The following is a 24,680-nucleotide window of genomic DNA, read 5'->3' as shown; positions in this document are numbered from 1 at the left end:
CGATGCAGTTGGGCCTCATAGGCCTCGGGAAGATGGGCGGCAACATGCGCGAGCGGCTGCGCCGCGCGGGCCACACCGTCATCGGCTACGACCGCAACCCCGACCTGTCCGACGCGTCGAGCCTGGCCGACCTCGTCGACAAGCTCGAAGCCCCGCGCACGGTCTGGGTGATGGTCCCGGCCGGCTCCCCCACCCAGTCGCTGATCGACGAGCTGGGCACGCTGCTGTCCCCCGGCGACGTCGTCGTCGACGGCGGCAACTCCCGCTGGACCGACGACGAGAAGCACGCCGCCGAACTGGGCGCCAAGGGCATCGGCTTCGTCGACGCCGGCGTCTCCGGCGGCGTGTGGGGCCTCGAGAACGGCTACGCCCTGATGGTCGGCGGCGACAAGGAGCACGTCGACCGGCTCCGGCCGGTCTTCGACGCCCTCAAGCCGGAGGGCCCGTACGGGTTCGTCCACGCGGGCAAGGTCGGCGCCGGGCACTTCTCCAAGATGGTCCACAACGGCATCGAGTACGCCATGATGCAGGCGTACGCGGAGGGCTGGGAGCTGCTGGAGAAGGTCGACTCGGTGGACAACGTCCGCGAGGTGTTCCGCTCCTGGCAGGAGGGCACCGTCATCCGCTCCTGGCTGCTCGACCTCGCGGTCGACGCGCTCGACGACGACGAGCACCTCGACAAGCTCCGCGGCTACGCGCAGGACTCCGGCGAGGGCCGCTGGACCGTCGAGGCCGCGATCGACCACGCGGTGCCGCTGCCGGCGATCACCGCGTCGCTGTTCGCCCGGTTCGCCTCCCGGCAGGACGACTCCCCGCAGATGAAGATGGTCGCGGCGCTGCGCAACCAGTTCGGCGGTCACGCCGTCGAGTCGAAGGGCTGACGGGCGCGTGGGGGACCTCCTGCTGGTCCGCCACGGCGAGACGGAGTGGAGCGCGTCGGGCCGGCACACCAGCCGGACCGACCTGCCCCTCACCCCGAACGGTGAGGCGCAGGCCAAGGTGCTCGCTCCGCTGCTGTCGCGGCGGACCTACGCGCTCGCCCTGACCAGTCCGCTGCGCCGCGCGATGTGCACCGCGGAACTGGCGGGCCTGACGGGGACGACGACCGACCCCGACCTGCACGAGTGGGACTACGGCGGCTACGAGGGCATCACCACCGTCGAGATCCACCGCACCCGGCCGCACTGGGACCTGTGGCTGCACGGCGTGCCGCCGGCGCCGGACGGCGCCCCGGGCGAGTCGCCGGCCGAGGTGGGCCTGCGGGCGGACCGGGTGCTGGCCCGCGTCGACGCCGCGCTGCAGAACGCCGCCGGGGATGTCGTCCTGGTCGCCCACGGCCACTTCCTGCGCGTGCTGACGGCACGCCGGCTGGGGCTGACCCCGGCGGACGGGCGGCTGTTCCAGCTCGCGACGGGAACCGTCTCCCGCCTGTCGACCGAGCACGGCCGCCCGGTCATCGCCGAGTGGAACACCCGGCCGTAGGGCTCGTGCGAAACATCGAAGCATGGGGATCCGGCGGGACATCGGAGCGTGGGGCTCGTGCAGGACACCAGGGCTTCGGCGCGGGCGACCGGCCAGCTAGAGTCCCCGCTTGATGGACATAGACGAGCTGACCCCGGCCGAGCGGCGGGTGTGGCGGGCCTACGCGACGGGCACGACCGTGGACTTCGGCGAGGGAGAGGAGGAGCAGGGGCCGGACCCGGCGCACGGCGACGACCAGGGTCCGGAACGGACCGTCAGGGCACGGGTGTTGCGGGCCCTGCTCCTCAACGGCCCACAGGAGCCGGGTGAGGTGGCGGCCCTGAAGGTGAAGGGGGCGCGGATCACCGGGGTGCTGAACCTGCGGTACGCGACCGTCGGCAGCGTCGTCCACCTGGGCCGCTGCCGCTTCACCGACGTCCCGGACCTCTCCGGCGCGCACCTGTCCTACCTCAATCTGCGCGACTCCGTGCTGCCGGGCCTGATGCTCCCACGGGCCCGGGTGGACGGCAGTGTGCGGCTGACCGGCTGCCGGTTCGGCGGTCCCGTGCACCTGGGTGGGACGGAGGTGTCCGGCGCGCTGTTGCTGGAGCGGGCGGAGATCACCGCGGCCGGGCCGGAACCGGTGCTGAAGCTCAGCCACCTGACCGTCAGGGACGACCTGTGCGCTCCGGGGCTGAGCGCGCACGGCGAGGTTCGGCTCGACGGCGCGGCGGTCGCCGGAACCGTCGACCTCACCGACGCGCGGCTGGATCACCCCGGCAAGGCCGCTCTTGACGCGCAGACCCTCACGGTGGAGGGCGACCTGCTGATGCGGCAGGTGTCGGCGTCCGGCTCGGTCGGGCTGCGCGGCGCCCGCGTCGCGGGCCGCCTCGACCTGTCGTACGCCCGCCTGTCGAACCCCGGCGGTACCGCCCTCCGGGCGAGCAGCTGCACCGTCGGCGAGCTGTGGCTGCGCGGCGGCCCGCCCCTGGACGGACGGCTCAACCTGCGCCGCGCCCAGGCCGACGTCCTGTTCCTGGAGCCGGACAAGGTGCCCAGGGAGGTCCTGCTCAGCAACCTCGTCTACAGCACGCTCACCCCGCATGTGCCCGCCGAGCGCCGCCTCACCATGCTGGAACGCGACGGCGACGGCTATGTCCCGTACTCCTACGAACAGTTGACCGCCGCCTACCGCCGCGTCGGCGACGACCACGCGGCCCGGCTGGTCCAGCTCGCCAAACAGCGCCGGCTGCGCTCCACCCGCGCCTGGTACGGGCGGCTGTGGGGCTACGTCCAGGACGCCACCGTCGGTTACGGCTTCCGTCCGCTGCGCGCCTGCGCCTGGCTGCTGTCCCTGCTGGCGGTCGGCTCGGTGGCGTACGCCCTGCACCATCCCCGCCCGCTCAAGCCGTCGGAGGCCCCGCACTTCGACCCGGTGTTCTACACCCTCGACCTGCTGCTGCCGGTGATCTCCTTCGGCCAGGAGGACGCGTTCGCGCCGGACGGCTCGTACCAGACGCTGTCCTACGCGCTCGTCATCACCGGCTGGATCCTGGCCACGACGGTCGTCACCGGCATCACCCGCACCATCAGCCGCCAGTGAGCCGGTCGGCGGCGAGCCGGTCCGCGCTGGGGTGCGGGGCGTGGTCGAGTCGCCGTAGCGCCTGAACGAGACCGGCCGCGTCTGCGTTCCGTCGGCCGGGGTCGTTACGGGGCAGATGTCACGTCGACAGAGCCGCCGCGGTGCCTCAGGAAGCCGCCGCGTCGAGGAGCGGGGCCAGTTCGCGGACAACGGTGTCCAGGGCGCGTACGTCGCGTTCGGCTCGGGCGATGAGGATGGCGCCCTCCAGGGCGCTGATCATCAGCGTGGCGAGCGGTTCGGCGCGTCCGGCGGGCACCCCCATGCCGGTCAGCGCCTCGGCGACCGGCGCGGTCCAGGCCGCGAAGGCCGCGGCCGCCGCCTGCCGGGTGGACTCGGCCGACTGCGCGCACTCCGCCGTCGCCGCCGCGACCGGGCAGCCGCCGGCGAAGCCGGCCTGCTGGTACTCGTCGGTCCACTGACTGACCATCGCCGCGAACAGGCCGCCCGGCGTGGGCCGTTCCAGGCCGGCCAGAAAGCGGGCGACGCGCTTGGCGGCGTAGCGGCCCGCCCAGGCCACCGCCTCGTTGACCAGTTGCTCCTTGCCGCCCGGGAAGTAGTGCTGGAGCGAGCCGCGGGGCGCCTCGGCGTGCACGGCGACATCGCGCATGCCGGTCGCGGCGACGCCCTGGCGCCGGATGAGCTGGGCCGCGCTGAAGACCATCCGGTCGCGCGGACCCCGTTCGGGCACCGTCATGGCCCACCTCCCGTGCCGTCGGTCTTCCGTGACGCGGGGAACCTTTCACCCGGCTCACCCGGCCGCACTCTATGACGGCCGTCATGACAGCGGCTACTATGACAGCCGTCATAGACCTATGACGGCCGTCATGGACGGCGGTCACACGGACAGGAGGCGGTGCACCGTGCACGTCGGCTTCGTCGGGCTCGGCGTCATGGGCCTGCCCATGGCGCTGCGGCTGGCCCACGCGGGAACGCCCCTCGTCGTGTGGAACCGCACGCCCGCCCGCGCCGAACCGCTGCGTGCGGCCGGGGCCGAGGTGGCGGCGGAGGCCGGCGAGGTGTTCGCGCGGGCGGACACGGTGATCCTCATGCTGGCCGACGACCTCGCGATGGACGCCGTCCTGGGCCGCGGCACCCCTGGCTTCACCGCCCGCGTCGCCGGGCGCACGGTCGTTCACATGGGCACGACCTCGCCCGAGTACTCCGAGGCGCTCCAGGCCGACGTCCGCGCCGCGGGCGGGAGGTACGTCGAGGCCCCCGTCTCCGGCTCCCGGGTCCCCGCGGAGAACGGGCAGCTGGTGGCGATGCTGGCCGGGGAGCCGGCGGACGTAGGAACCGTACGTCCACTGCTGGCCCCCCTGTGCCGCGAGACGTTCGTCTGCGGCCCGGCGCCGAACGCCCTGCTGATGAAGCTGGCGGTCAACCTGTTCCTCATCACCCAGGTCACCGGCTTCGTCGAGGCCTTCCACTTCGCCGACCGGCAGGGTCTGGACCGGCGGTTGTTCCTGCGGGTCCTGGACGCGGGCCCGATGGCCAGCGCCGTGTCCCGGATGAAGGCGCCCAAGCTGCTGGACCGGGACTTCGCCGTGCAGGCGGCGGCGCTGGACGTGCTGAAGAACAACCACCTGATCGCCGAGGCGGCCCGCAAGCAGGGCCTCGCCTCGCCCCTCCTCGACGTCTGCCACGCCCTCTTCCGGGAGACGGTGTCGCTCGGGCACGGCGGCGAGGACATGGCGGCCGTGCTGCACGCCCTGGAGGCGCGCACCGCGGCCGACGTCACCGGCTGCTGACGGTCACCCCTGGTTGTCACCCCGGGCGATCCCGTACGCCCGTTCCACCCGCAGCCGCGCCACCAGCCGCCGGTCGCGGACCATCGCGGCCCGGAAGTCGTCCCAGTCCGGGTGCTCGCCGAGCACGTCGCGGTAGAGCCGGATCAGCTCCTCGACCGTGTCGTCGTGCGGGTCCGCGGCGACGGGTGTGAGCTCGGCCGTCCCCTCGACGACCGTGTACGCCCACCGGTCGGCGGTGGTCACGTGGTACGACGCCCGCGGGTCCCGGCGCAGGTTGCGGGTCTTGGCCCGGTCGTCCGTGACGGAGATCCGGACGATCCGCTCGTCGGGGTCGTAGTGGTGGCTCACGTTCGACAGCTGGGGGCGGCCGTCACGCTTGAGGGTGACCAGCACCCCACCGCGGACTTCGGAGAGCAGGCTGAGCAGCGCGTCTTCGGTCATACCGAGGTCAACCGGCGCGACCGCCCGTCGCATTCCGCGCAACGAGCCTCTACGGGCTACCGGCTCCGGCACGGGCCCGGCCGCCCCGCCCCCTCAGCGCCCCGCCCCTTCAGCGCCCCGCCACCCGGCCGCTGCAGGCAGAACGCGCCGACGACCGAGGGACCGTACTCGCGTTCCTACGGGATCATGAGGTCTGAGGCCGGCCGGGCGGGGTATGCCGACCGCGCCTCGGGAAAGTGATCGGAGGAGAGCGATGGGACACTTGCGACAAGAGGTCGATCCGGGCGAGGCGGGGCTGGACGCGAAGGCGCTCGACCGGCTCGACCAGCACTTCGCCCGCCACGTCGACGAAGGACGCCTGCCCGGCTTCCTGGTGGCCGTGGCCCGCGGCGGCCGGGTCGCCCACCTCACCGCGCACGGCCGGCGCGACATCGCGGCCGGGCTGCCCGTCGAGACCGACACACTGTGGCGGATCTACTCCATGACCAAGCCGGTCACCGCGGTCGCCGCGCTGATCCTCACCGAAGAGGGCCGGCTGTCACTGGACGACCCGGTAGCCCGGTACCTCCCGGCCTTCACCGACCCCCATGTCCACGTGAGCGGCACGGGCGCCGACGTCCGCACCCGCCCGGCCGCCGGACCGATACGGATCCGGCACCTGATGACCCACACCGCCGGCCTGACCTTCGGCTTCTACCACGCCCACCCCGTCGACGCCCTCTACCGCGCGGCCGGGCTGGAGTCCTCGGTGGTGCCGGGCACGGACCTCGCCCGCACGGTCGACGTGTACGCGAGCCTGCCGCTGCAGTTCGATCCGGGCACCCAGTGGAACTACTCCGTCGCCAGCAACGTGCTCGGCAGGGTCATCGAGGTGGTGTCCGGTCAGCCGCTCGACGCGTTCTTCGCCGAGCGGATCTTCGGCCCGCTCGGCATGGCCGACGCCGGGTTCCACGTCCCGGAGGAACAGGCGCCCAGGCTCGCGGAGTTGTACGGCGACACCGGCGACGGCGGCATCGAGCCGATCCCGGGGCTGCCGCTGCGCGGGCGGCCCCGTCTGCTGTCCGGCAGCGGCGGCATGGTGGCCTCCGCCTACGACTGGCACCGTTTCATGGAGCTGCTGCGCCGCCGCGGCGAACTCGACGGCGTCCGCCTGCTAGCGCCCGAGTCGGTGGACCTGATGACCCGCAATCACCTGCCCGGCGGCGCCGACCTGCGCTCTTTCGGCAGCCACCCCGTCCACGACGTGCCCGGCAACGACGGTGTGGGTTTCGGCCTCGGCGTCTCCGTGGTCGTCGACCCGGCCCGCACCGCGGCGCCCACCGCACTGGGCACCTACGGCTGGAGCGGGGTCGCGACGACGACGTTCTGGGTGGACCCCGGCCGCGACCTGACGGTGCAGTTCTACACGCAGCTGCGGCCGAAATCGTCCAACGCGTTCTTCCCCGAGCTCAAGCGGCTGGTGCACGAGGCCGTCACCGGCTGAGACCGCCCTCCCCGCCAGGAGTGCCGACACCGAGTTCACGGCAGGCGAGGCGGAAGCAGTCCGGGGCCGACACCCAGGAGCCGGCGGGTGAGACGCCGCAGCCGGCCGGCCCGGAGCGGAGCCGCGGACCACCCCGCCGGTCGCCGGGCCCCTACCGGAGGTGTGCCACCGCGTCCAGGTGCGGCAGGTGGTGGTCCAGCCGCTCCCGCTTCGTGCGCAGGTAGGTGATGTTGCTCTCGCACGGCGGGATCAGCAGCGGCACCGTCTCTGCCACCTCGATGCCGTGCCGCGTCAACGCCTCCCGCTTGCGCGGGTTGTTGGACATCAGCCGTACCGAGTTCACGCCGAGGTCGTGCAGGATCCCCGCGGCGACGCCGTAGTCGCGCGCGTCCACCGGCAGCCCGAGCGCCAGGTTGGCCTCGACGGTGTCCAGGCCCTCCGCCTGCAGCGCCATCGCCCGCAGCTTGGCCAGCAGCCCGATGCCGCGCCCCTCGTGGCCTCTCAAGTACACGACGACGCCACTGCCTTCGGCGACGACGGCACGCAGCGCGGACGCCAGCTGGTCGCCGCACTCGCAGTGCTGCGAGCCGAACGCGTCACCGGTGAGGCACTCGGAGTGCAGGCGGGTCAGCACGCGCTCGGCGCCGATCTCCCCGTACACGAGGGCCACTTGCTCGTCACCGCGGTCGTGGTCCAGGTAGCCGACCGCGCGGAATTCCCCGTACACGGTGGGCAAGGGGGCATTCACGATCCGCTCCACACCCGTGCGCTGCGCCGGCTTCTTGCCGAGTACCCCGATTTTTTCTGTCATGATCTGATTCCTAAACAGAGACGAAAGGCCGTGAGGGAATGGATGGTTCGGGCGCGCGTACGGCGGCGTACGGTCTGGTGCCGACGGACACTACGGAGGAGGTACGGACCAGAGGTGCGGGTGTCTCAACGCAGGTGGCCGTCCTTCCGGTCGGCAGCTTCGAACAGCACGGTCCGTTCCTTCCGTTGGCGACGGACACACTCGTCGCCTGTGCCGTGGCCCGGGAGATCGCCGCGGCGTACCCGGTGCACCTCCTTCCTCCGGTGACGATCTCCTGCTCGCACGAGCACGCGGGCTGGCCGGGGACCGTCAGCATCTCCGCCGTGACCCTGCACGCGGTGGTGCGGGACATCGCCGACTCGCTGCGCCGCTCCGGCGTGGACGCCCTGGTGGTGGTCAACGGGCACGGCGGCAACTACGTACTGGGCAACGTGGTCCAGGAATCCTCCGCCCGCGGCGAGCGGATGGCGCTCTTCCCGGCCGTGGAGGACTGGGAGACGGCCCTGCTGCGCGCGGGGGTGGTCACCTCGCCGCTCACCGACATGCACGCGGGAGAAATCGAGACCTCCATTCTTCTGCACGCTCACCCCGAAATGGTCCGACCCGGTTACGAGAGTGCCGACTTCGTCGCGGACGACCGGCGTCATCTGCTCACCCTCGGTATGTCCGGCTATACCGATTCGGGCGTCATCGGACGCCCTTCCCTGGGTTCCGCGGAAAAGGGCAAGGAGCTGCTGGCGAGCCTGGTGGAATCCTTCGGCGCGTATTTCTCACTGCTCACCTCGCGGGACGGGTCCGCATAGTCTTCCCGGTCGGCCGCCGCCGCGGAAGCCGCGCGCAGGCCCTCGTACCAGCGGACGACGAGGACGACGGCTCCCGGCAGGCCGGCGACGAAGCTCAGCACCCCGTAGACGACGGCGACCGCCAGGCCGCTGCTCGCGCCGAGGCCGGCGGCCCCGAACGCCCAGGCGGTGACGCCCTCGCGGGGGCCGAAGCCGCCCACGTTCAGGGGCAGTCCCATGGCGAGCAGCGCGAGCACCGCGAGGGGCAGCAGGACGGCGACGGACGCCGCGGCGCCGGCGACCCGCGCGGACAGCACGAACATCGCGACGTGACCGGCCAGGACGAGCACGGACGAGACCACGACGCCCGGCCCGTTGCGGCGCGACAGCAGCGCCTCGCGCGCCTCGGCGAGGGTGGCGCGCAGGACACGTCCCCGGCGGGAGGACGTGCCGTTCATCCGCAGCGCCACGGCGACGGCGAGCGCGCCCGCGGCGGCGAGGGCGGCGAGCGGCGCGAAGTGGCGGGCCTCGCCGAGCACCGGGGACGGCAGGGTCAGCAGCACGGCCGCGCCGACGACGGCCAGCGCCGCCTGTCCGGCGGCGCGTTCCAGCACGACGGTCCGCACGCCGCGGCCCAGGTCGCCTTCGCTCCGCCCGTGCCGCACGGCCCGGTGTACGTCGCCGAGGACGCCGCCGGGCAGCGCCGCGTTCAGGAACAGGGCACGGTAGTAGTCGGCGACGGCCGCGCCGAACGGCAGCCGGATCCGCAGTCCCCGGGCAACCAGCGCCCAACGCCAGGCGCTGAGCACGGTGGTGACCAGACCGATGCCGAGCGCCGCGAGCAGCGTCGTCGCGTCGATCCGCCGCAGCCCGTCCAGGAACACACCGGTGCCCAGCCGCCACATCAGCACGGCCAGGATCGCGACCCCGGCGACGGTCCCGAAGTGCGTCCGCACGGCACGCGACGCGAGCAGGGCCCGCCAACGCCCCACCCGCGGAGCGGTCGTGGCCTCGGACCCGGACTCGGGCCCAGCCCCGGACCCGTACTCGAACCCGGACTCGGACTCGGACTCGGACTCGGACTCGGCAAGGTCCGGGGCCAGGGCGACTTCGGCCGGGCACTCAGCGGTCCGTACGACGGCCGGGGCGGCCGCCCCGGCCCCGCCTGGTGCGGCCCCCCGCACCGTCACCGCCATCGTTCCCGTAGCGGTCGCCGTCGCTGTCACCGTCTCCACACTCACGCCAGCGCACCGCCCGCCGTCGGCCGGGACAGGGCCAGCAGGTCGCTGTGGTGGACGACGACCTGCAGTTCACCGGCGTCGCAGGCGGCCAGCCGCTCACGCAGGTACCGTTCCGCGCGCGGCTGCAGCTCGGGGCGCTGTTCGACGGCCGCGCCGACCCAGCCGCGCAGCCACTGGGCCGTCAGCGCGGCCTCGCCGGGGCCGAGCCGCCACGGGCTCGGGTGGATGCGTACCGTCGCCCCGCGCTCGGAGAACGCCTCGGCCGCCGCCGTGACCGCGTCGGGTCCCAGCAGTCCGCCCCGGCGCTGGTGGGCGTTGAACGCCTCGGTGATCTCCTGGTCCAGCGGATCGGACGGGGTGAGTTCGACGCGTCCGGCGACGGACAGCGTGAGCAGCGCCGCGCAGCCCGCCCCGGTGCAGGCGGCGGCCAGCGCCTCGACCTCCTCGCGGTTGAGCACGTCCAGCAGCGCGGAGGCCGTCACCAGCGCCGCGCCGGCGAGGGCGTCCGGGGTGAGCCGGGCGACGTCGCCGCGCCGCGCCTCCACGGTGACGCGGCTGCCGTCGGCGGCGGAACGCGGTCCGGTGACGGCCGCGAAGTGCAGGAGGTAGGGGTCGCGGTCGTGCAGGATCCAGTGCTGCGCGCCGTCCAGGTGGGGGGCGAGCCAGCGGCCCATCGAGCCGGTGCCGCACCCGACGTCGTGGACGATCAGCCCGGATCGCCCCGGCAGGTTGGCGAGCCGGATGCGCAGCGGGTCGAGCAGGTCGTGGGCGCGGGCGGCCGCGTCGACGGGCTCCCGCAACTGGAGCCACTCGGGCGCGTAGCGCGGCGGCTCATCCTCCGCCCCGTCCTCCCGCAGGCGTACGGTGGCCCGTTCGCCGGGCCTGAGGGTGGGCCCGGCGCCGGGGATCACGGAGTCCTCGCCGCGCACGACGGCATCCCCACCGGGAACGACGGAACCCCCGCCGGGAAGAACGGACCCCACGTCGGGAAGGACGGAGTCCTCACCGGGAAGGAGGGAGTCCTCGCCGCGAACGACGGAGTCCTCGCCCGGGATCACGGCACCCTCGTCGGAGATCACGGCGCCCTCCCTCCCGTCGGCGTCCGTCAAGCGGGCCGCCGTCCGCGCGCCCTCGGCGCCCCTCGGCCCCGGCTGGGCCGGGATCGTCCCGCTCGCCTGTGCCGTCCTGTTCATGCCGCCCTCCTGGGTTCGTTCGGCAGCTTGCCCAGCACTCCGGCGAGGCTGCGGGCCGTGGTCGCCCAGCCGTTCAGCGCCGCCCGCCGGCCACGGGCGGCGGCCTTCAGCCGGCGCCGCACGTCGGCCTCGCCGAACCAGCCGCGCAGTTCGGCGGCGAGCGCGGCCGGGTCCTCCGGCGGGACGAGGATGCCGGGCACCCCGCCGTCGGGGGCGCGGCCGACCGCCTCGGGCAGGCCGCCGACGTCGGTCGCGAGCACCGGGATGCCGCGGGCGAGGGCCTCGGTCACCGCCATGCCGTACGTCTCCGCGTAGGAGGTGAGGACCATCAGGTCGGCGGCGGCGTAGCTGGCGTCGAGTGCGGCGCCGGACCGCGGCCCCGCGAGGTGGATGCGGTCCTCGAGGCCGTGCCGGCGGATCAGCGCCCGCAGCCCGGTGACGTACTCCGGGTCCTGGCCGAGTCCGCCGACGCACACGCAGCTCCACGGCAGGTCGGCCGCCGCGGCGAGCGCCTCCACCAGCCGGTGCTGGCCCTTGCGGGGCGTCACCGCGGCGACGCACAGCAGCTGGGAGACGCCGTCGGTGCCGGACGCGAGGGGCGCGATGTCGGCGCCGGGTGCGGCGACGTGCACCCGCTCGGGGGCGAGGCCGTGGTGGGAGACGAGGCGGCGGACCGCCCAGTCGCTGGTGGCGACGACGGCCGGCACCGCCCGCAGGACCGCCCGTTCCCGGGCGTCCAGTTCGGCGGCCGCCGCCGGTTCCAGGCCCGTCTCGTCGCCGAGCGGGAGGTGCACGAGGACGGCGAGCCGCAGCCGTTCCGTCTCGGGGACGACGATCTCGGGGACGCCGCAGGCGACCAGGCCGTCCAGCAGGACGACCGAGCCGTCCGGCAACTCGCGCAGCACTCGGGCGAGTTCGGCACGGGCGGCGGCGTCGGGGCGGGGCCAGCCACCGCTCACGGCGTGCTTGTGCACCTGCCAGCCGAAGCCGGGCAGGTCCAGGCTGACGCGCCGGTCGTAGGCGTTGCCGCCGCTCGGCGCGGCGGGGTCGTCGACGCCGCCCGGCATGACGAAGTGCACGGAGCGCAGGGACATGGGGATGATCTCGGCGTTCTTGACGGCGGAGTGCTGCACGGGCACGTAGTCGAGCCGCGCCCGGTCCGTTCGATGGACGGCTGTGTCCGAGTGGCGGATGGTGGTGTCCGAGTGGCGGATGGTCGTGTCGGTCACAGCGCACGCTCGTAACTCGCCCAGGCGACGTGCGACTCGTGCAGGGTGACGGCGATCCCCGCGATGCCCTTGGCGCCCTCGCCGAGGGCGCCCTTGTGGATGCGCTCGGCGAGCCGGTCGGCGATGACCTTGGCCAGGAACTCCGTGGAGGTGTTGACGCCGGCGAAGTCGGGCTCGTCGTCGAGGTTGCGGTAGTTCAGCTCGCTGACGACGGCACCGAGTTCCTGGGTGGCCAGCCCGATGTCGACGACGATGTTGTCGTCGTCCAACTGCTCGCGCCGGAAGGTGGCGTCCACGAGGAACGTCGCTCCGTGCAGGCGCTGCGCCGGTCCGAAGACCTCGCCACGGAAGCTGTGGGCGATCATGATGTGATCGCGGACGGTGACACTGAACAACGGACGACCCTCCAGGTGCGGCGCGTCGGGTCCCCTGGCTGATTGCTGCCCGGGGATACCGAGTACTACGGCTCACGACTTCCCCGCGTTCAGCCGCCTCTCACTCTTTTCTCAGGTCAGGCGGCCGTGTCGTGGCGGATCCACCGGATCCACCGGATCCACCGGATCGAACGAACGGGACGGTCAGACGACGGGGTCGCCGTAGCGCACCCGGTGACACAGCGCGGGGATCTGCCCGGAGGCCAGACCGGGCATCACCTCGGGCAGCTCCTCGAAGTGGCTCTCCCCGGTGACGAGGGCGTCCAGGGCCGGGTCGGCGAGCAGGTCGAGGGCGAGGGCGAGCCGGTCGCCGTAGGAGCGGTTCGCGCGGGCCGGGGAGACGGTGCCGACCTGGCTGGAGCGGATGGTCAGGCGCCGGGAGTGGAAGGCCTCGCCGAGCGGGAGGCTGACGCGCCGGTCGCCGTACCAGCTCAGTTCGACGACGGTGCCCTCGGCGGCGAGGAGTTCCAGGCTGCGGGCGAGGCCGCGCTCGGTGGCGCTGGCGTGCACCACGAGGTCGCAGTCGCCGAGGGCGTCCCCGGGCAGCGCGAAGCCGACGCCGAGGGCGTCGGCGGTCTCGGCGCGGGCCGGGTCGGCGTCGACCAGTTGCACGCGCACGCCCGGGAAGCGGGCGAGCAGGGCGGCGACCGAGCAGCCCACCATGCCGCCGCCGACGACGGCGATCCGGTCGCCGACCAGGGGCGCGGCGTCCCACAGCGCGTTGACGGCGGTCTCGACGGTGCCGGCGAGCACGGCCCGCCCGGCGGGCACGGTGTCCGGTACGACCGTGACGGCGCCGGCCGGGACGACGTACCGCGTCTGGTGCGGGTAGAGGCAGAAGACGGTCCGGCCGGTCAGCTCGGCGGGCCCCTGCTCCACGACGCCGACGCTGAGGTAGCCGTACTTCACGGGGGCGGGGAAGTCGCCCTCCTGGAACGGCGCGCGCATGGCCGCGTGCTGGTTCTCGGGGACGCCCCCGCGGAAGACGAGCGTCTCCGTGCCGCGGCTCACCCCGGAGTAGAGCGCGCGCACCAGCACCTCGCCCTCGCCGGGCTCCGGCAGCTCCACCTCCCGGATCTCGCCTGCACCCGGACGGCTGAGCCAGAAGGCGCGTGCGTTGCGTCCCATCGAGCGTCCTCCTGAACGATCGGCAAGTTGTTCACGTAAACCGAGGTGTGCACAGGCCGCGCACAGTACGCGGCGTTGATCGACTCTGTCATATGGCCGGAGGATGTGCGGTGGCCCTGAACAACACTTACGACGCGAGGCCGGTCCAGCAGGAGACCGCTGTGGGAGCGGGCGTGCAGGTCCTGTTGCTGGCCTTGCTCGGCACGGCGATCGGCATGGGGCCGGCGGGCTGGTTGACCGGCCTCGCCTTCGCCGTCGCCACCTGGGCGGTGCTCTCCCGGGCGCTGCACCGGACCCGCCCGGCCTCCTTCGGCCCGGCCAACCGGGTCACCCTCGGCCGTTCCATCCTGGTCGGCGGCGTGACGGCCATCGTCGCGGACTCCTTCGAGAGCTCCCCGCCGGTCACGGTCTTCGTCGGCCTGACGGCCGTCGCCCTGATCCTCGACGGCGTCGACGGCAAGGTCGCCCGCGCCACCGGCACCTCGACCCCGCTCGGCGCCCGCTTCGACATGGAGGTCGACGCGTTCCTGATCCTGGTGCTCAGCGTGTACGTCTCCATGTCCATGGGCCCCTGGGTCCTGCTGATCGGCGGCATGCGCTACGTCTTCGTCGCCGCGGCCCGCGTGTGGCCCTGGCTCACCGCCCCGCTGCCCCCGAGCACCGCCCGCAAGACGGTCGCCGCGGTCCAGGGCGTGTTCCTCCTCCTCGCCGCCTCGGACCTGCTCCCGTTCCTCGCCTCCTTCGGCGTCGTGGCGACGGCGCTGGCCCTGCTGGTGTGGTCCTTCGGCCGCGACGTGGCATGGCTGTGGCGGACGTCCCGGGCGGTCCCGCAGGGGAGCGCCGTGGTGAGCCGCGAGGAATTCGAACTGGCGGCCCGCTGAAGTACGGCGGCTCGTCACAGACTCGCGAGGAGCCGGCCCAGCGGCGCCGGCACTTGTCCCGGGTCGAGCGCCTCAACGAGGAGGCGGCCGTAACGGATCTTGCGGCCCTTCTTGGTGCCGAGGAAGCGCCGCAACTGCTGCCGCCGGGACCGGCCTTGCTGTGCGGGCTGGTGCAAGAAGGTCTGCCAGGCACGGAGGTCCCCCTCGGCCCGGACGACCTCCTCGACCCCGCCCGTGCCCAGCGCGCGGATGAGCTCGTCCTCCAGGTCCGCCACGCACACGAAGAAGCCCTGGCGCGGCGCTCGTGCCCGCTCCAGGCCACGGTCGTAGAAGCCCTGCTCGCGCTCGTCGCACAGTCCCGCGAGGCGCAGGCCGAGGCCGGGCGGCCCGAGGAGACCGGCGTAGCGGCCGACGTTCATCGCCCCGCCCATCGGTACGACGCAGACCCCCTCGGCGGCAAGGTCACGCCCCCGCCCGGCGGCCAACGCCTCGACGGCGGCCAGGTCGCTCAGCCCCTCCAGCAGCACCGCGGTCCGCACCCCGAGCCGCACGGCCAGCTCCTGCGCCGGCCCCGCGGGCCCGCTGGCCGCCCAGCCACAGACGGCGTCCCGGAACGCCCGCATCTCCACCATGCCGCGAGTCTGCACCTCCGCGAGTGATTTGACAGCGCCGTTCGGCACCCCCTAAACCTAGCGACATGACATTCATTTTCAAAACGACGACGGAGCGGTAGTGCGGATCGCGTTCGTCGGCAAGGGCGGCAGCGGCAAGACGACCCTGTCGGCCCTCTTCACACGGCACTTGGCCCGATCCGGCGCACCCGTGCTCGCCGTCGACGGCGACATCAACCAGCACCTCGCCGAGGCGCTGGGCCACGACGGACCAGTGGACGCACCGCCCCTGGGCGCCCACCTGACCGAGATCAAGAACCTGTTACGCGGTACGAACCCCCGCGTCCCGTCCGCCGAGTCGATGATCAAGACCACCCCACCCGGACGCGGCTCCCGTCTCCTGCGCCCGCTCGGCGACGACGAGCTGCACGCGCGGCACGTGCGCCGCGCGGGCGGCGTACCGCTGATGGTGACGGGCGAGTTCGACGACAGCGACCTGGGAGTGGCCTGCTACCACTCCAAGCTCGGCGCGGTGGAGCTCTACCTCGGTCACCTGGTCGACGGTCCCGGCGAGTACGTCGTCGTCGACATGACGGCCGGCGCGGACGCCTTCGCGTCGGGCCTGTTCACCCGCTTCGACCTCACCTTCCTGGTGGCCGAACCGACCCGCAAGGGGGTCTCGGTCTACCGCCAGTACCGGGACCACGCAGAGGAGTTCGGGATCCGGATCGCCGTCGTCGGCAACAAGGTGACCGGCGAGGACGACCTCCTCTTCCTCAAGGAGCAGGTCGGCGACGACCTGCTGACGTACCTGGTCCACTCCCCCTGGGTACGCGCCGCCGAACAGGGCCGCGGACACGGCGACTCGGACTCCCTTGAGCCCCTGGCGGCCCTGGACACCCTGGAACCGCACAACCGCCACGCCCTGGACGTCCTTCGGGAGACCGTCGACTCCCACGTCCGGGACTGGCAAGCCCTGCACCGCCACGCCGTCGACTTCCACCTGCGCAACGCCCGCGCATGGGCGGACAAGGCGACCGGCCTGGACCTGGCCCACCAGGTGGACCCGGACTTCGTCCCGGGCCCCGCAGCACCCGCCTGACCGGCCGCACGACTCCACCGCACGACATCACCGCACCGACGACCAGACAGGACACCCTTCCCATGTCTCTCGACGTCTCCCCGAAGCTCCTCGCCGAAGCCGAGCAGGGCGACATTCGCGAGGAGGACTTCGTGGACACCGTCCGCATGTCCCTCCCCTACGCGTACGACCTCATCGGCTCCCTCGCCATCGAACTCAAGGGCGGCACCGCCGAGTTCACCGACAACCAGACCCCGCCCCCGTCGGAACGGGAGCGCGGCCAGCTCCTGCGCGCCCTCGCCAGCGACGCCATCCGCGGCGCCCTGGAAAGCCACTTCGGCGTGACCCTGGCCTTCCAGAACTGCCACCGCGTGGCGGCGTTCCGCCCGGAGGCGCGGGACGGGGAGACCTACGCCCGCTTCACCTCGGTCCGGTCCCAGGTCCTGAACCAGTCGCCGGAGTTCAGGGACTGCTGAGACCGGGAACGCGGGGGCCGCGAGCGAAACCTGATCGCGGCCCCCGCACGCCGCCCGCGTCTGAGCCATCCGCCGCAAGGCAAGCGTTGACAGACGGCTCATCCACCAAGCCGTCACAGGCTCAGTCAGCCGGCTCCTCGGGCCCCCTGCTGGAACCGGACGGATTCGTCGAGCACCGCCCGTGCTGCGTCGAAATCGGCCAGCCGTGCCGCGACCGTCGCGACGGCGAGGCGCTCCGGGAGCGCGGCGGAGAATGTGAGCCCCCGTACGGCCCCGCCGTCCACGTCGGGGAGGACGAGGTTCCCGCCGACGTCCGCGCGGGCCGCGCGCCACTCGGCGGGGGTGAGATCCTCCCGCAGCCGCAGCCAACCGTCGGTCGGCCGCTGCAGAGGGTCGCTGACCGATCTCAGTGTGGCGGCAAGGGTGGCGTTGGCGCGATAGCCGGCCCACGTCCACCAGCGCACGTCGCTGCCGACGCGGGTCACCAGCGTGCCGCCCGGGTGCACGGTGTCCGGTGCGTCCGTGTCGCGCTGCTCGGCCAGGCACGCCACCGCACGCCGGGTGAGGGAGACGGGTGGGTCCGCGCCCAGCAGCACCTCGCGCATGGCACGCGTCAGGGCATACGACAGTCCGACGACGCCGCCGTTCATCCACTTGGCGATACCGCCGCCGTCGGCGGGCTCGACGAAGACGCGTTTGCGCAGCCAGTCGATGTATGTGACCTGCCAGCTCCGTCCGCCGAGCAACAGCCGCCTGGGACCGGGCCGTTCCTCGGTGAGCACGCTCGGATCGGTGCGGCCGATCTCCGTGCGCCCGGACAGGACGGTGAACTGCGGCGGCGCGGTGAAGGACGCGGTGAGTTCGATGAAGTGCCGCTTGCCGAAGCGGCGTTCCGCCTCGGGCCCTTCCAGTACGTCGGTTCCTTCCTCGCCCTCACCCTTCTCAGCCGGGCTCACGGCGTCCGCCATCACAGTTCCAGATCGATGCCGTCGGCGGAGGCGGTCGAGCCGGAGGTCGAGGAAGCGGTGCCGGTGACCGCGGCGGCCAAATTCCTTTCCACGTGGGTGAGTTCGTTACCGACGACCGTCAGCCGGTAGTACTGCCGGGGGTCGAAGTCGTCGAACTGATCCACGCGGTCGAGGACGTCCCCGACGAGCTTCACACGGCGCCGCCGCGCCCACCGGTCCTCATCGTGCCGCGTTTGGTGCGGTGGGGGCACGTCCGAGGAAACGCACCCCCGGCCGTACGGGATCACCAGGTGTGAGCCACGTCCACGACAAGATGGTTGGCCGTCTGGAAGACCCGGAACGGCAGCCGGGCCCGGACGCCCAGTCCGGCCTGGGTGTAGCCCTCGGACCCACCGGTGAACTTGAACTCCCGGAAGGTCCGGTACCCGGCGACGTCGACGGACGGAAGCGGCGGGTAGGGCTCTCCGGCCTCCCCGTCATAGCGCGGGGAGAACAACGAGATCTCCAGAACGGCTCCGCCCTCGATCGGAACGACGGTGCCGCTCGGGTCCTGGTGCAGTACGTCGACATAGCGGACGGTGTAGCCGATCGGGTCGGCCGACGTGCCCTCGGCGTCGAAGACCAGACGGTCGAAACACTCGTGCTGCCCCGTCCTCACGTCGGTCAGTCGTCTGGAGGCGACAGAGTCACCGGTCTTGTCCAGGCTTCCCCACGTCACGGCACAGTCCGCCGCCGTGGGCGCTGCCACCGCCGGAACTGTGCCAGCCAGCAGGCCGCCACCCGCCAGCATCATCGTGGCCAGTGCAGTACCTAACCGTCGCATGACTTACCCCCCAGTAGCTCGTGCAGGTGTGTGTCTGTTCAGACCAGCGGCCTTCGGGAAGGTTGTGCGTGACGGAACAGCCCATTACGGCACAGGAGCCCCTTGCAGCATCAGCTGCTCCTTCAGAGCACAGCCTTCCGTACGCCACCCGGTGCCGAGGCCCGTCACGGAGCGACCACCCGAACGAGGAGCGTTCCGATGCACCCGGGCTGAGGCGCGTCGAGGACCTGCGCGTCGGCCGTGGCGAACCCGGCCCACGTGAGCGCGATCCACAACGCACCTCACGCATCCCGCCGTCAATCCGCCGGGCGGTCGCGGCGGGTGCCATCGGCCTGACCGGTACTCGTCGAGCAGTCGGCGGCTCGCGACCGTGAAGGGGTGCTCGGGCAGGCCGCGTTCACGCCGTGCGTGGTGATCCGCGCCGAGCAGTCGCTGTCCGAGGTCTGCCGCGGTCCGGGAGGTCTCCCAGGCGGAGAGGTAGTCGCCGGTGCGGTGCAGGGAGACCAACAGCCGTGTGGCGACGGCCAGGGCATCGGCCGGAGCTGGCGACTCGCCGACGCGCCGCAGCAGTGCGAGCGCATGAGGTACCAGCAGTCGCAGCAGCGGATCGTGGGGCCCGCGTCGGTCACGCCGGGAATGGCCGCGTCGAGCAGCCGGACGGCCGTCGTATCGAGGGCGGGCGTCCGTTCCGCGGGGGTCGCCGCCGCGACGCTGTCGAGCAGCACTCCGTGGCTCTGCACGCAGCGCACGCCGACATCGACCACTTCCGTGAGCGACTGGTCGAGCAGGGCCCTCAGAGCTGTTTCGGTACGGGCCCGGGGAAGGACGCCGCTGATGTCGGCGCGGTTGAGCAGGGACAGCGGCAGTGGCTCCGGAGCGATCCGGGCCAGCAGCCTGAGCAGTGCCGCCGCTTCGGGCAGCCCGCGCGCCTCGAACGTGTCGAGTGTCAACTGCCAGGTCAGGCCGACCAGGTGCCGCGGGTCCGCCTCCGACAAGGCCTCCGCGCCTCGGTCGATGAGCTGGACTCGTCCGTCTTCGTCGAGATGATGCCCGTAGGCATCCATCGTCCAGGGGTCGAGCACCTGGTGGGAGAGGAAGCCGCCTGCCAGGGTGAGGGCGAGCGGCAGCCGCCCGAGCCGGTCCGCGATCCGCGCCGCCTGCTCCGCCGTACCGCTGTGCGGGGCGAGATCGCACAGCATGAGCGCGGCGTCCTCCCGTGGCAGTACGCCGATGTGCTGGAGTTCGGCCCCTGGCCACCAGCGAGCGGCTGCCCGGCGGGTGGTCACCACGACGGTGCCGCGCGGGCTGGTGCGCAGCCAACTGCCGTCCCGCAGGATCTCCGGCTCGTCGGCGTTGTCGAGGACCAGCAGCCAGTGCTCGGCGGATCGGTCAAGGTACTGCCAGACGAGATCGGCCGCGGGACGGGAGCCGTTGCCTGCGGCCAGCAGTTCACCGTCGTCCGCTCCACAGTCGGCCGCGACGGCCAGCATGCCGGCGCGCAGGCTCGCCCGGTCGGAGGCGTTGACCCACAGTCCCACTCGGCCGTACTCGCCGGTGGCCACCTGGAAGAAGTCACAGGCGACCGCTGTCTCGCCGCAGCCGTCCATGCCGCAGAGCACATAGACGTCGTCGCGCCCCGCTTCGACGCTTGCCCGCAGGCGTTCCATCACCTCGGTCGCGCAGCACGACCGGGGAGGCCGGCCGACCGCCGGGCGGCGTACCGAGTCCGGGCCGCTCGGGCCGGTGATGTCGCCGCCGTAATGGTGGTGTTCGTTGATGTGCTGGTCGCCTGACGCCTGGTAGACACGCCCTCGGTCCTCGGCGTGACCGTCCATTCCGCCTGTCATCGCTCGGCGATGTGCTGGTCTCGTCCCGCCTGGTAGACCCGGCCCTGACCGGACGCGGTGGCGTGCTGCGTGACCCACCGGGCAGCACTGCCGTCGGGATGGAGTTCGGCCAGCAGTGCGCGCAGTTCCCCCGGCGGCGGCAGGCCGGGCAACGATCAGGAACCACGACGGGAATGCGGCAGGCGCCAACCGTTTCAGCGAGCGATCGATCAGCGATGCGGGGTGACGAGCGAACCCTTATGCCAACAGATCACAGCCCCCGGCGACGATGACGAGAACGCCCGTCGCATAATCCGCTCCTTCGGGGGTCAGGAGGGCACTCGCGGTGTCAGGACTGGGATTCCTCCAGCTTGACGACAGCGGTGCCCGCGCCGTGCTGTTCAGCGTGTGCTGTGACGAAAAGCCCGTCGTCTTCCACGACTTCGCCGTCCACGACTTCCCCATCCATCACTCGGTGTGACGGTTCCGCCAGTGGCAGGCCGGAGAGGTGCTTCTTGAGCCTCCGGGACATCGGAAGGTAGGTCGCAAAGGTGAGCCCTCCGGAGACGACGGCCCCGATGAGCGGGATGGCTTTCGAGACCCCCGTCGCAAAGGACTGCTTTGTCATCTGGACGCCGAGGTATGCCGCGACCTTTTTCACTATCGGGTAGACGACACCCTGGGTAAGTGCCTTCTGAGGCAGCTTCTTGGCGACCTGCTTCGACATCATCCCGGCAACCTTGCCCACGGCGGTGTTCGCCGACTGGGTGCCGAACATCACGCCGAAGAACAGCGTGAGCACCCCCATGGTCGCGTCATCGACATCATCGCCCTCGTCGGAGAACAGATCGGGCCAACTGTAGAGGTACGCGAGTTTTTGCGCGATACACACCATGTGACCGAAGTACTGGGCCACGTCGGCAGGCACGGTGGCAGGAAGGGCGAGGATGCCGGGTATGCCGGCAGCGGCGGAGAGAGCGCTGACCTTGGCGGTCTCGTAGCGGATCGAATCGTTGGCTACCTTGTCGAGCACCTCGGAAGCGATGCCCGCCGCAGCGGGGGTCTCTTCTATCGCTCGTCGGATGTCGTCCTCGGAACAGTGGCGAGCCAGCGCACTCCGGAGGTACGCCTCCCTGTGGATACGCACACCCGGAAGCTTCGCTGCCGCCAGCAGCACCGCGGAGAAACGCGACTCGGGGTTCTCGACCCCTTTACCCTGCTTCATGGCAGGAACCTACAGTAGATCCGTCTTCCAAGGGGCGCATGCTGAACTCTGTTGACGCCTCGTTATGTGATCGCGGGTGGCGTACAGGCCGGGCCCTCATCACGATGCCGATCGTCACCCGATCTCTGCAGGCAGAGATGCGTCTGCTCTGGCCGGCCGGGCTACTGACTCCCCGGCTGAGCCGCTTTCGCAACCCTGGGAAGAGTCGGTGATCGCCGGACTGCTGCAAACCCCGGAGTACGCCCGCCACGTCGTCCAGCGGTACGCGGAGCTGCTGGGCGGAGCCGGCGACATCGAGGCAGTCGTCCGCTCCCGGGTGCAGCGCCAGGAATGGCTGTACCGGTCCGGCCGCAAGCTGCACGTGTTGATGTGGGAGGGTGCGTTGCGGTCGCTGATCTGCCCGTCCTCGGTGCTGGCGAGCCAACTCGACCGCCTCAACGGCATGATCGGTATGGACACGGTCGAGCTGGGCGTCATCCCCTTCACTGGGGCTATCAAGATCGTGCCTGCCAACGGCTCCTGGGTGCTCGACGACCGGTTGGTCGTCGCCGAGGACTGGCACGCCGAACTGTGGCTGGACGACGCCGACAACATCGCCCTGTACAAGAAGGTCTGGAAGACCCTCAACGAGTCGGCGGTGTACGGGGCCGACGCCCACAACGTCGGCAAGACCGCTAGGCACAGCTGCGCTCGTGAGCACCGGCCCGTTCGGCCTCGCCGTCACAGCACCCCGGGCTGCCGGGTTCTCACTCGGTGGCGGTGAGGACGTCGAGAAACCTTGTGCGGTCGACAGATACGGAGATCCGCGTTCGGGTGTTTGCCGCAAGACGCGCTCCCCATGCACCGCGCTCGCGATAGACCTCGACCTCACGGAACGCACAGACGGATTCGTCGAGCGCGACGGCCGCGGCGAGTGGATCGTGGAAGGCCTTGCCGGCACCACGCTTGGCCAGGTAGACCTCCATGCCCTCTCGGACGAGTGCCACGCCTGGAGTGAGTCGACGAGCGGACAGCACGGCGTGCATCTCGGCGTCGTAGACAACACCGTGACAGACGTTTTTCGAGACGAGGATCCGCTCACGAACGTGCGGAGACTCCAACAGCTTCAGCGCGGCTGCGGGAGCACCATTGAAGTTGAACGGTCGGACACGTCTCACGGCCCTCGAACTTGGGGAGACGGTGTTCGGGGGGAACCACAGAGTCGCCTGCAAAGCCGCCCTGCGCCACCCAACGAGTGATGTGGATGTCGGGCTTCGCCTCCAAAAGCGCGCCGGGATTCTTCAGCGGCGCCCCCGTGAGCAGTGTCGCGCCCTCTACTGCGAACGCGTTCAGAAGGAGCTGCGAGGCTTCGGCATCGGGCTCCCCGGAAGGCACCTTCCCAAGCCATTTCCAGTGGAAGCCCGACACCACCTTCATGTCCCTGCCTGGCCGGTAAGCGCCGACCGGCACGGTTACGCCAAGGCGTCCGAGGATGTGTCTGACGATGCCTACCTGCTCGTCCGAGCCGGGCATCACCGTCACGCCCACCAGCCGTGCCCATGGGTGCGTCGCGAGAACGCAGAGTGTGAAGACGTCGTCGGGGTCGCTGGTTTCCATGTCGAACACGATCGGGATCACCATGACAGCGACCGTACAAGGCTGATGAGTTCGACCTCAACAGAATAAGATGATTTCCGCCGAGAAAACCTCACTGAATCCGAAGCTCAGGGAATATTTCACCACGATAGTTCTTGGACACTCCCGCCCCCTCTCCGACCTTCGGTCGGTACTTCCACCAGTTGAACTGAACGCTCAGGCGACTCTGTGAAGGTTGCGCCGCTGGTTCCCCCATAACCTCCTCAATCTCCTCTCGACTCGAAACCGTATGCCACAGGTTTCCGGCGAACATGACGAAAGAATTCTCCGCAGGGAAGTAAGCCTCCCAATCCTTCGCCTCGATATCGGGCTGCCCATTGAACACGACGAGCGGTCCGTCTTTGTTTGTGGTCAGGTAATAGACGGAACTGATCGAGGGATGTTCCCTGTCCAGTGTGACCGGGTTCGTCCCGACATCCTGGTGCGCTTTGAACGGAAAATTCGCATGGTACGGGAATTCAAGTCGGCCCAGCCACCATTCGAAGCCTACGACTTCCTTCTTCACCTCAGTCGGCAGGTAGTCGAAGAGATCAATGGCCACCTGCTCGACGTAATTGGTGGGATTCGCATCGAGATCGTGCCAGAAAGCGAAGTGATACAGCTTACCTACATCCATCGACTCGGTTGCCTCGTGGACAGCATTCCGAAAATCGAGAAAAGCACCCGGGGGCATCGCCCTCTCGACCGTTTTCAGATTACCCATGATTGATCAACCTTCGAGCTGCCGAGCACCGTGAGGCGAAGAGTCCTGGAATACCCTTCCAGTGTCGGCCATCATGGCGAGCTGCCTCTCTCGAGAACATGAGTAGCCGCGACTCCATGCAAGTCGTGCGCCGACTTACTCGATACCCGTCGCGTCGAGCAGTCGGACCAGGTCCTTGCGTCCGTAGCCGAGCAGGCGGGCTCGGTGGGCGCACATCAGCATCAGGTGGGCGACGGCCTCCGCCGCGCAGCCGTTCTTCGTGTCGGCGTCGTACCACTCCTCGGGCTTCTCGACTCCCAGGCTGTTCATCACCAGTCCGTGCTCGCGGCGGACCTCCGCCACCGTGCCGACGATCGCGTCGAGAAGCGTCTTCCCGGGCCGCTCGCACCGCAGGGTGAAGCCGTCCCCGTCGTCCGGTACGCAGCCCTGGGGTGGACTCGCCCGCAGACCCGCGTACCGCTCGTCCGCATCCCCTCCCGACGCCAACTCGTCGTGCACCAGCGCGAACCGGTGGAAGCCGGGCGGCACCGGGGGCGGTGGAGGTGTGTACTCCCACCCGGCGTCTTCGTACAGCTGCCGCTTGACCTCCTCTTCTTCGGCGTGCGTCACGGTGAAGCCGTTGGCGTCGTTGCGTCCGGTCGTCGTGCCGTCGGGATTGCGGCGGAAATGCAGGCTCATGTGTGCTTCCTCGGCTCGGCGGGAAGGGGCGGGAAGCCCCCGTCGCCGGATCAAACGGGCGACGGCACCGGCCCGTGCCCGTTACGCGAAGCATCACCCGATCGCGTGACGGCACGGTCTTGATGGACCGACGTTCAATCAGAAGCGGTTGTCGTCGGCAGGAGCTATCCTCGCAAGGCG

General features: G+C 71.1%; 24 protein-coding genes and 5 pseudogenes. 10 read left to right on the top strand and 19 right to left on the bottom strand.

Annotation, left to right across the window (positions count from 1 at the left end):
- Positions 1-2 precede the first annotated feature (2 nt).
- The 3 genes from gnd to ACZ5GT_RS19265 all read left to right on the top strand — a co-directional run bounded on the left by gnd (position 3) and on the right by ACZ5GT_RS19265 (position 3,064).
- Positions 3-881 (top strand): phosphogluconate dehydrogenase (NAD(+)-dependent, decarboxylating), encoded by an 879-nt coding sequence (gnd, locus tag ACZ5GT_RS19275; RefSeq protein WP_469025263.1) that lies wholly within the window; start codon positions 3-5, stop codon positions 879-881.
- Between the two features lie 7 nt (positions 882-888).
- Positions 889-1,482, top strand: coding sequence for a histidine phosphatase family protein (locus tag ACZ5GT_RS19270; protein ID WP_469025164.1), 594 nt, complete (start codon positions 889-891; stop codon positions 1,480-1,482).
- A 112-nt stretch (positions 1,483-1,594) separates the two neighbouring features.
- Positions 1,595-3,064: a membrane-associated oxidoreductase gene (locus ACZ5GT_RS19265; protein WP_469025259.1), complete on the top strand. Its 1,470-nt coding sequence runs from the start codon at positions 1,595-1,597 to the stop codon at positions 3,062-3,064.
- A gap of 145 nt (positions 3,065-3,209) precedes the next feature.
- Here ACZ5GT_RS19265 and ACZ5GT_RS19260 read toward each other — a convergent pair whose 3' ends face one another.
- Entirely contained in the window at positions 3,210-3,797 is a 588-nt protein-coding gene (locus ACZ5GT_RS19260; RefSeq protein WP_469025160.1) for a TetR/AcrR family transcriptional regulator, read from the bottom strand.
- Positions 3,798-3,963: 166 nt separating this feature from the next.
- Between ACZ5GT_RS19260 and ACZ5GT_RS19255 the strand changes: the two genes are divergently transcribed.
- Positions 3,964-4,851: an NAD(P)-dependent oxidoreductase gene (locus ACZ5GT_RS19255; protein ID WP_469025154.1), complete on the top strand. Its 888-nt coding sequence runs from the start codon at positions 3,964-3,966 to the stop codon at positions 4,849-4,851.
- 3 nt (positions 4,852-4,854) lie between these two features.
- Here the strand turns inward: ACZ5GT_RS19255 and ACZ5GT_RS19250 are convergent, their stop codons facing one another.
- On the bottom strand, positions 4,855-5,292 hold the full coding sequence (locus ACZ5GT_RS19250; RefSeq protein WP_469025148.1) for a PPOX class F420-dependent oxidoreductase: 438 nt from the start codon (positions 5,290-5,292) through the stop codon (positions 4,855-4,857).
- A 253-nt stretch (positions 5,293-5,545) separates the two neighbouring features.
- Here ACZ5GT_RS19250 and ACZ5GT_RS19245 point away from each other — a divergent pair, with 253 nt between their 5' ends.
- On the top strand, positions 5,546-6,775 hold the full coding sequence (locus ACZ5GT_RS19245) for a serine hydrolase domain-containing protein (protein WP_469025141.1): 1,230 nt from the start codon (positions 5,546-5,548) through the stop codon (positions 6,773-6,775).
- Positions 6,776-6,926: 151 nt separating this feature from the next.
- Here ACZ5GT_RS19245 and ribA read toward each other — a convergent pair whose 3' ends face one another.
- Positions 6,927-7,586: a GTP cyclohydrolase II gene (gene ribA, locus ACZ5GT_RS19240; protein ID WP_469025138.1), complete on the bottom strand. Its 660-nt coding sequence runs from the start codon at positions 7,584-7,586 to the stop codon at positions 6,927-6,929.
- A 38-nt stretch (positions 7,587-7,624) separates the two neighbouring features.
- Here ribA and ACZ5GT_RS19235 point away from each other — a divergent pair, with 38 nt between their 5' ends.
- Positions 7,625-8,389: a creatininase family protein gene (locus ACZ5GT_RS19235; RefSeq protein WP_469025135.1), complete on the top strand. Its 765-nt coding sequence runs from the start codon at positions 7,625-7,627 to the stop codon at positions 8,387-8,389.
- A gap of 143 nt (positions 8,390-8,532) precedes the next feature.
- Here ACZ5GT_RS19235 and ACZ5GT_RS19230 read toward each other — a convergent pair.
- From ACZ5GT_RS19230 to ACZ5GT_RS19210, 5 genes and pseudogenes are all read right to left on the bottom strand, one after another.
- A pseudogene (locus ACZ5GT_RS19230) lies at positions 8,533-9,273 on the bottom strand (lysylphosphatidylglycerol synthase domain-containing protein); the annotation flags it as partial.
- 332 nt (positions 9,274-9,605) lie between these two features.
- The gene (locus ACZ5GT_RS19225) at positions 9,606-10,802 is read right to left on the bottom strand and encodes a class I SAM-dependent methyltransferase (RefSeq protein WP_469025132.1); all 1,197 of its coding nucleotides are present in this window, start codon (positions 10,800-10,802) and stop codon (positions 9,606-9,608) included.
- A complete protein-coding gene (locus tag ACZ5GT_RS19220; RefSeq protein WP_469025256.1) occupies positions 10,799-11,995 on the bottom strand; it encodes a glycosyltransferase family 4 protein in 1,197 nt (398 codons plus the stop codon). The genes ACZ5GT_RS19225 and ACZ5GT_RS19220 overlap by 4 nt, the downstream gene beginning before the upstream one ends.
- A 32-nt stretch (positions 11,996-12,027) precedes the next feature.
- Entirely contained in the window at positions 12,028-12,426 is a 399-nt protein-coding gene (locus ACZ5GT_RS19215; protein ID WP_324787939.1) for a 6-pyruvoyl trahydropterin synthase family protein, read from the bottom strand.
- 183 nt (positions 12,427-12,609) lie between these two features.
- Positions 12,610-13,593 carry a zinc-dependent alcohol dehydrogenase gene (locus tag ACZ5GT_RS19210; protein WP_469025128.1) on the bottom strand — a complete coding sequence of 328 codons (984 nt, stop codon included), beginning with the start codon at positions 13,591-13,593 and terminating at the stop codon, positions 12,610-12,612.
- 110 nt (positions 13,594-13,703) lie between these two features.
- On the opposite strand from ACZ5GT_RS19210, the gene ACZ5GT_RS19205 reads away from it, so the two are divergent.
- Positions 13,704-14,474 (top strand): CDP-alcohol phosphatidyltransferase family protein, encoded by a 771-nt coding sequence (locus tag ACZ5GT_RS19205; RefSeq protein ID WP_469025122.1) that lies wholly within the window; start codon positions 13,704-13,706, stop codon positions 14,472-14,474.
- Between the two features lie 14 nt (positions 14,475-14,488).
- On the opposite strand, the gene ACZ5GT_RS19200 is transcribed toward ACZ5GT_RS19205, so the two are convergent.
- Positions 14,489-15,106 (bottom strand): TOPRIM nucleotidyl transferase/hydrolase domain-containing protein, encoded by a 618-nt coding sequence (locus tag ACZ5GT_RS19200; RefSeq protein WP_469025117.1) that lies wholly within the window; start codon positions 15,104-15,106, stop codon positions 14,489-14,491.
- A 100-nt stretch (positions 15,107-15,206) separates the two neighbouring features.
- Between ACZ5GT_RS19200 and ACZ5GT_RS19195 the strand changes: the two genes are divergently transcribed.
- On the top strand, positions 15,207-16,187 hold the full coding sequence (locus ACZ5GT_RS19195; protein WP_469025112.1) for an ATP-binding protein: 981 nt from the start codon (positions 15,207-15,209) through the stop codon (positions 16,185-16,187).
- 62 nt (positions 16,188-16,249) lie between these two features.
- Positions 16,250-16,642 carry an SCO5389 family protein gene (locus ACZ5GT_RS19190; protein WP_469025109.1) on the top strand — a complete coding sequence of 131 codons (393 nt, stop codon included), beginning with the start codon at positions 16,250-16,252 and terminating at the stop codon, positions 16,640-16,642.
- Between the two features lie 125 nt (positions 16,643-16,767).
- On the opposite strand, the pseudogene ACZ5GT_RS19185 reads toward ACZ5GT_RS19190, so the two are convergent.
- The 6 genes and pseudogenes from ACZ5GT_RS19185 to ACZ5GT_RS19160 form a co-directional block, all read right to left on the bottom strand.
- Positions 16,768-17,550 (bottom strand): annotated as a pseudogene (locus ACZ5GT_RS19185) (DEAD/DEAH box helicase); the annotation flags it as partial.
- A 59-nt stretch (positions 17,551-17,609) separates the two neighbouring features.
- Positions 17,610-17,801 (bottom strand): annotated as a pseudogene (locus ACZ5GT_RS19180) (hypothetical protein); the annotation flags it as partial.
- 92 nt (positions 17,802-17,893) lie between these two features.
- Positions 17,894-18,433: an AMIN-like domain-containing (lipo)protein gene (locus ACZ5GT_RS19175; protein WP_469025105.1), complete on the bottom strand. Its 540-nt coding sequence runs from the start codon at positions 18,431-18,433 to the stop codon at positions 17,894-17,896.
- A 411-nt stretch (positions 18,434-18,844) separates the two neighbouring features.
- A pseudogene (locus ACZ5GT_RS19170) lies at positions 18,845-20,280 on the bottom strand (tetratricopeptide repeat protein); the annotation flags it as partial.
- A complete protein-coding gene (locus ACZ5GT_RS19165; RefSeq protein WP_469025100.1) occupies positions 20,277-20,432 on the bottom strand; it encodes a hypothetical protein in 156 nt (51 codons plus the stop codon). The gene ACZ5GT_RS19165 and the pseudogene ACZ5GT_RS19170, both read right to left, overlap by 4 nt.
- Before the next feature lie 176 nt (positions 20,433-20,608).
- Complete coding sequence (locus tag ACZ5GT_RS19160) at positions 20,609-21,484, bottom strand: hypothetical protein (RefSeq protein ID WP_469025097.1); 876 nt, start codon at positions 21,482-21,484, stop codon at positions 20,609-20,611.
- Positions 21,485-21,680: 196 nt separating this feature from the next.
- Between ACZ5GT_RS19160 and ACZ5GT_RS19155 the strand changes: the two are divergent.
- Positions 21,681-22,247: pseudogene (locus ACZ5GT_RS19155) on the top strand (DUF5753 domain-containing protein); the annotation flags it as partial.
- Here the strand turns inward: ACZ5GT_RS19155 and ACZ5GT_RS19150 are convergent.
- The 4 genes from ACZ5GT_RS19150 to ACZ5GT_RS19135 all read right to left on the bottom strand — a co-directional run bounded on the left by ACZ5GT_RS19150 (position 22,231) and on the right by ACZ5GT_RS19135 (position 24,500).
- A complete protein-coding gene (locus ACZ5GT_RS19150) occupies positions 22,231-22,449 on the bottom strand; it encodes a hypothetical protein (protein WP_469025092.1) in 219 nt (72 codons plus the stop codon). The pseudogene ACZ5GT_RS19155 and the gene ACZ5GT_RS19150 overlap by 17 nt on opposite strands.
- A 112-nt stretch (positions 22,450-22,561) precedes the next feature.
- Positions 22,562-23,104 (bottom strand): hypothetical protein, encoded by a 543-nt coding sequence (locus ACZ5GT_RS19145; protein ID WP_469025089.1) that lies wholly within the window; start codon positions 23,102-23,104, stop codon positions 22,562-22,564.
- Between the two features lie 67 nt (positions 23,105-23,171).
- A complete protein-coding gene (locus tag ACZ5GT_RS19140; protein WP_469025086.1) occupies positions 23,172-23,822 on the bottom strand; it encodes a hypothetical protein in 651 nt (216 codons plus the stop codon).
- 135 nt (positions 23,823-23,957) lie between these two features.
- Positions 23,958-24,500, bottom strand: coding sequence for a hypothetical protein (locus tag ACZ5GT_RS19135; RefSeq protein ID WP_469025083.1), 543 nt, complete (start codon positions 24,498-24,500; stop codon positions 23,958-23,960).
- Positions 24,501-24,680: the final 180 nt, after the last annotated feature.

The sequence above is a fragment of the Streptomyces sp. NPDC031340 genome (assembly GCF_055569945.1).
Note: the sequence above shows the minus strand (reverse complement) of the source record. Positions and strands in the feature narration are given on the sequence as shown.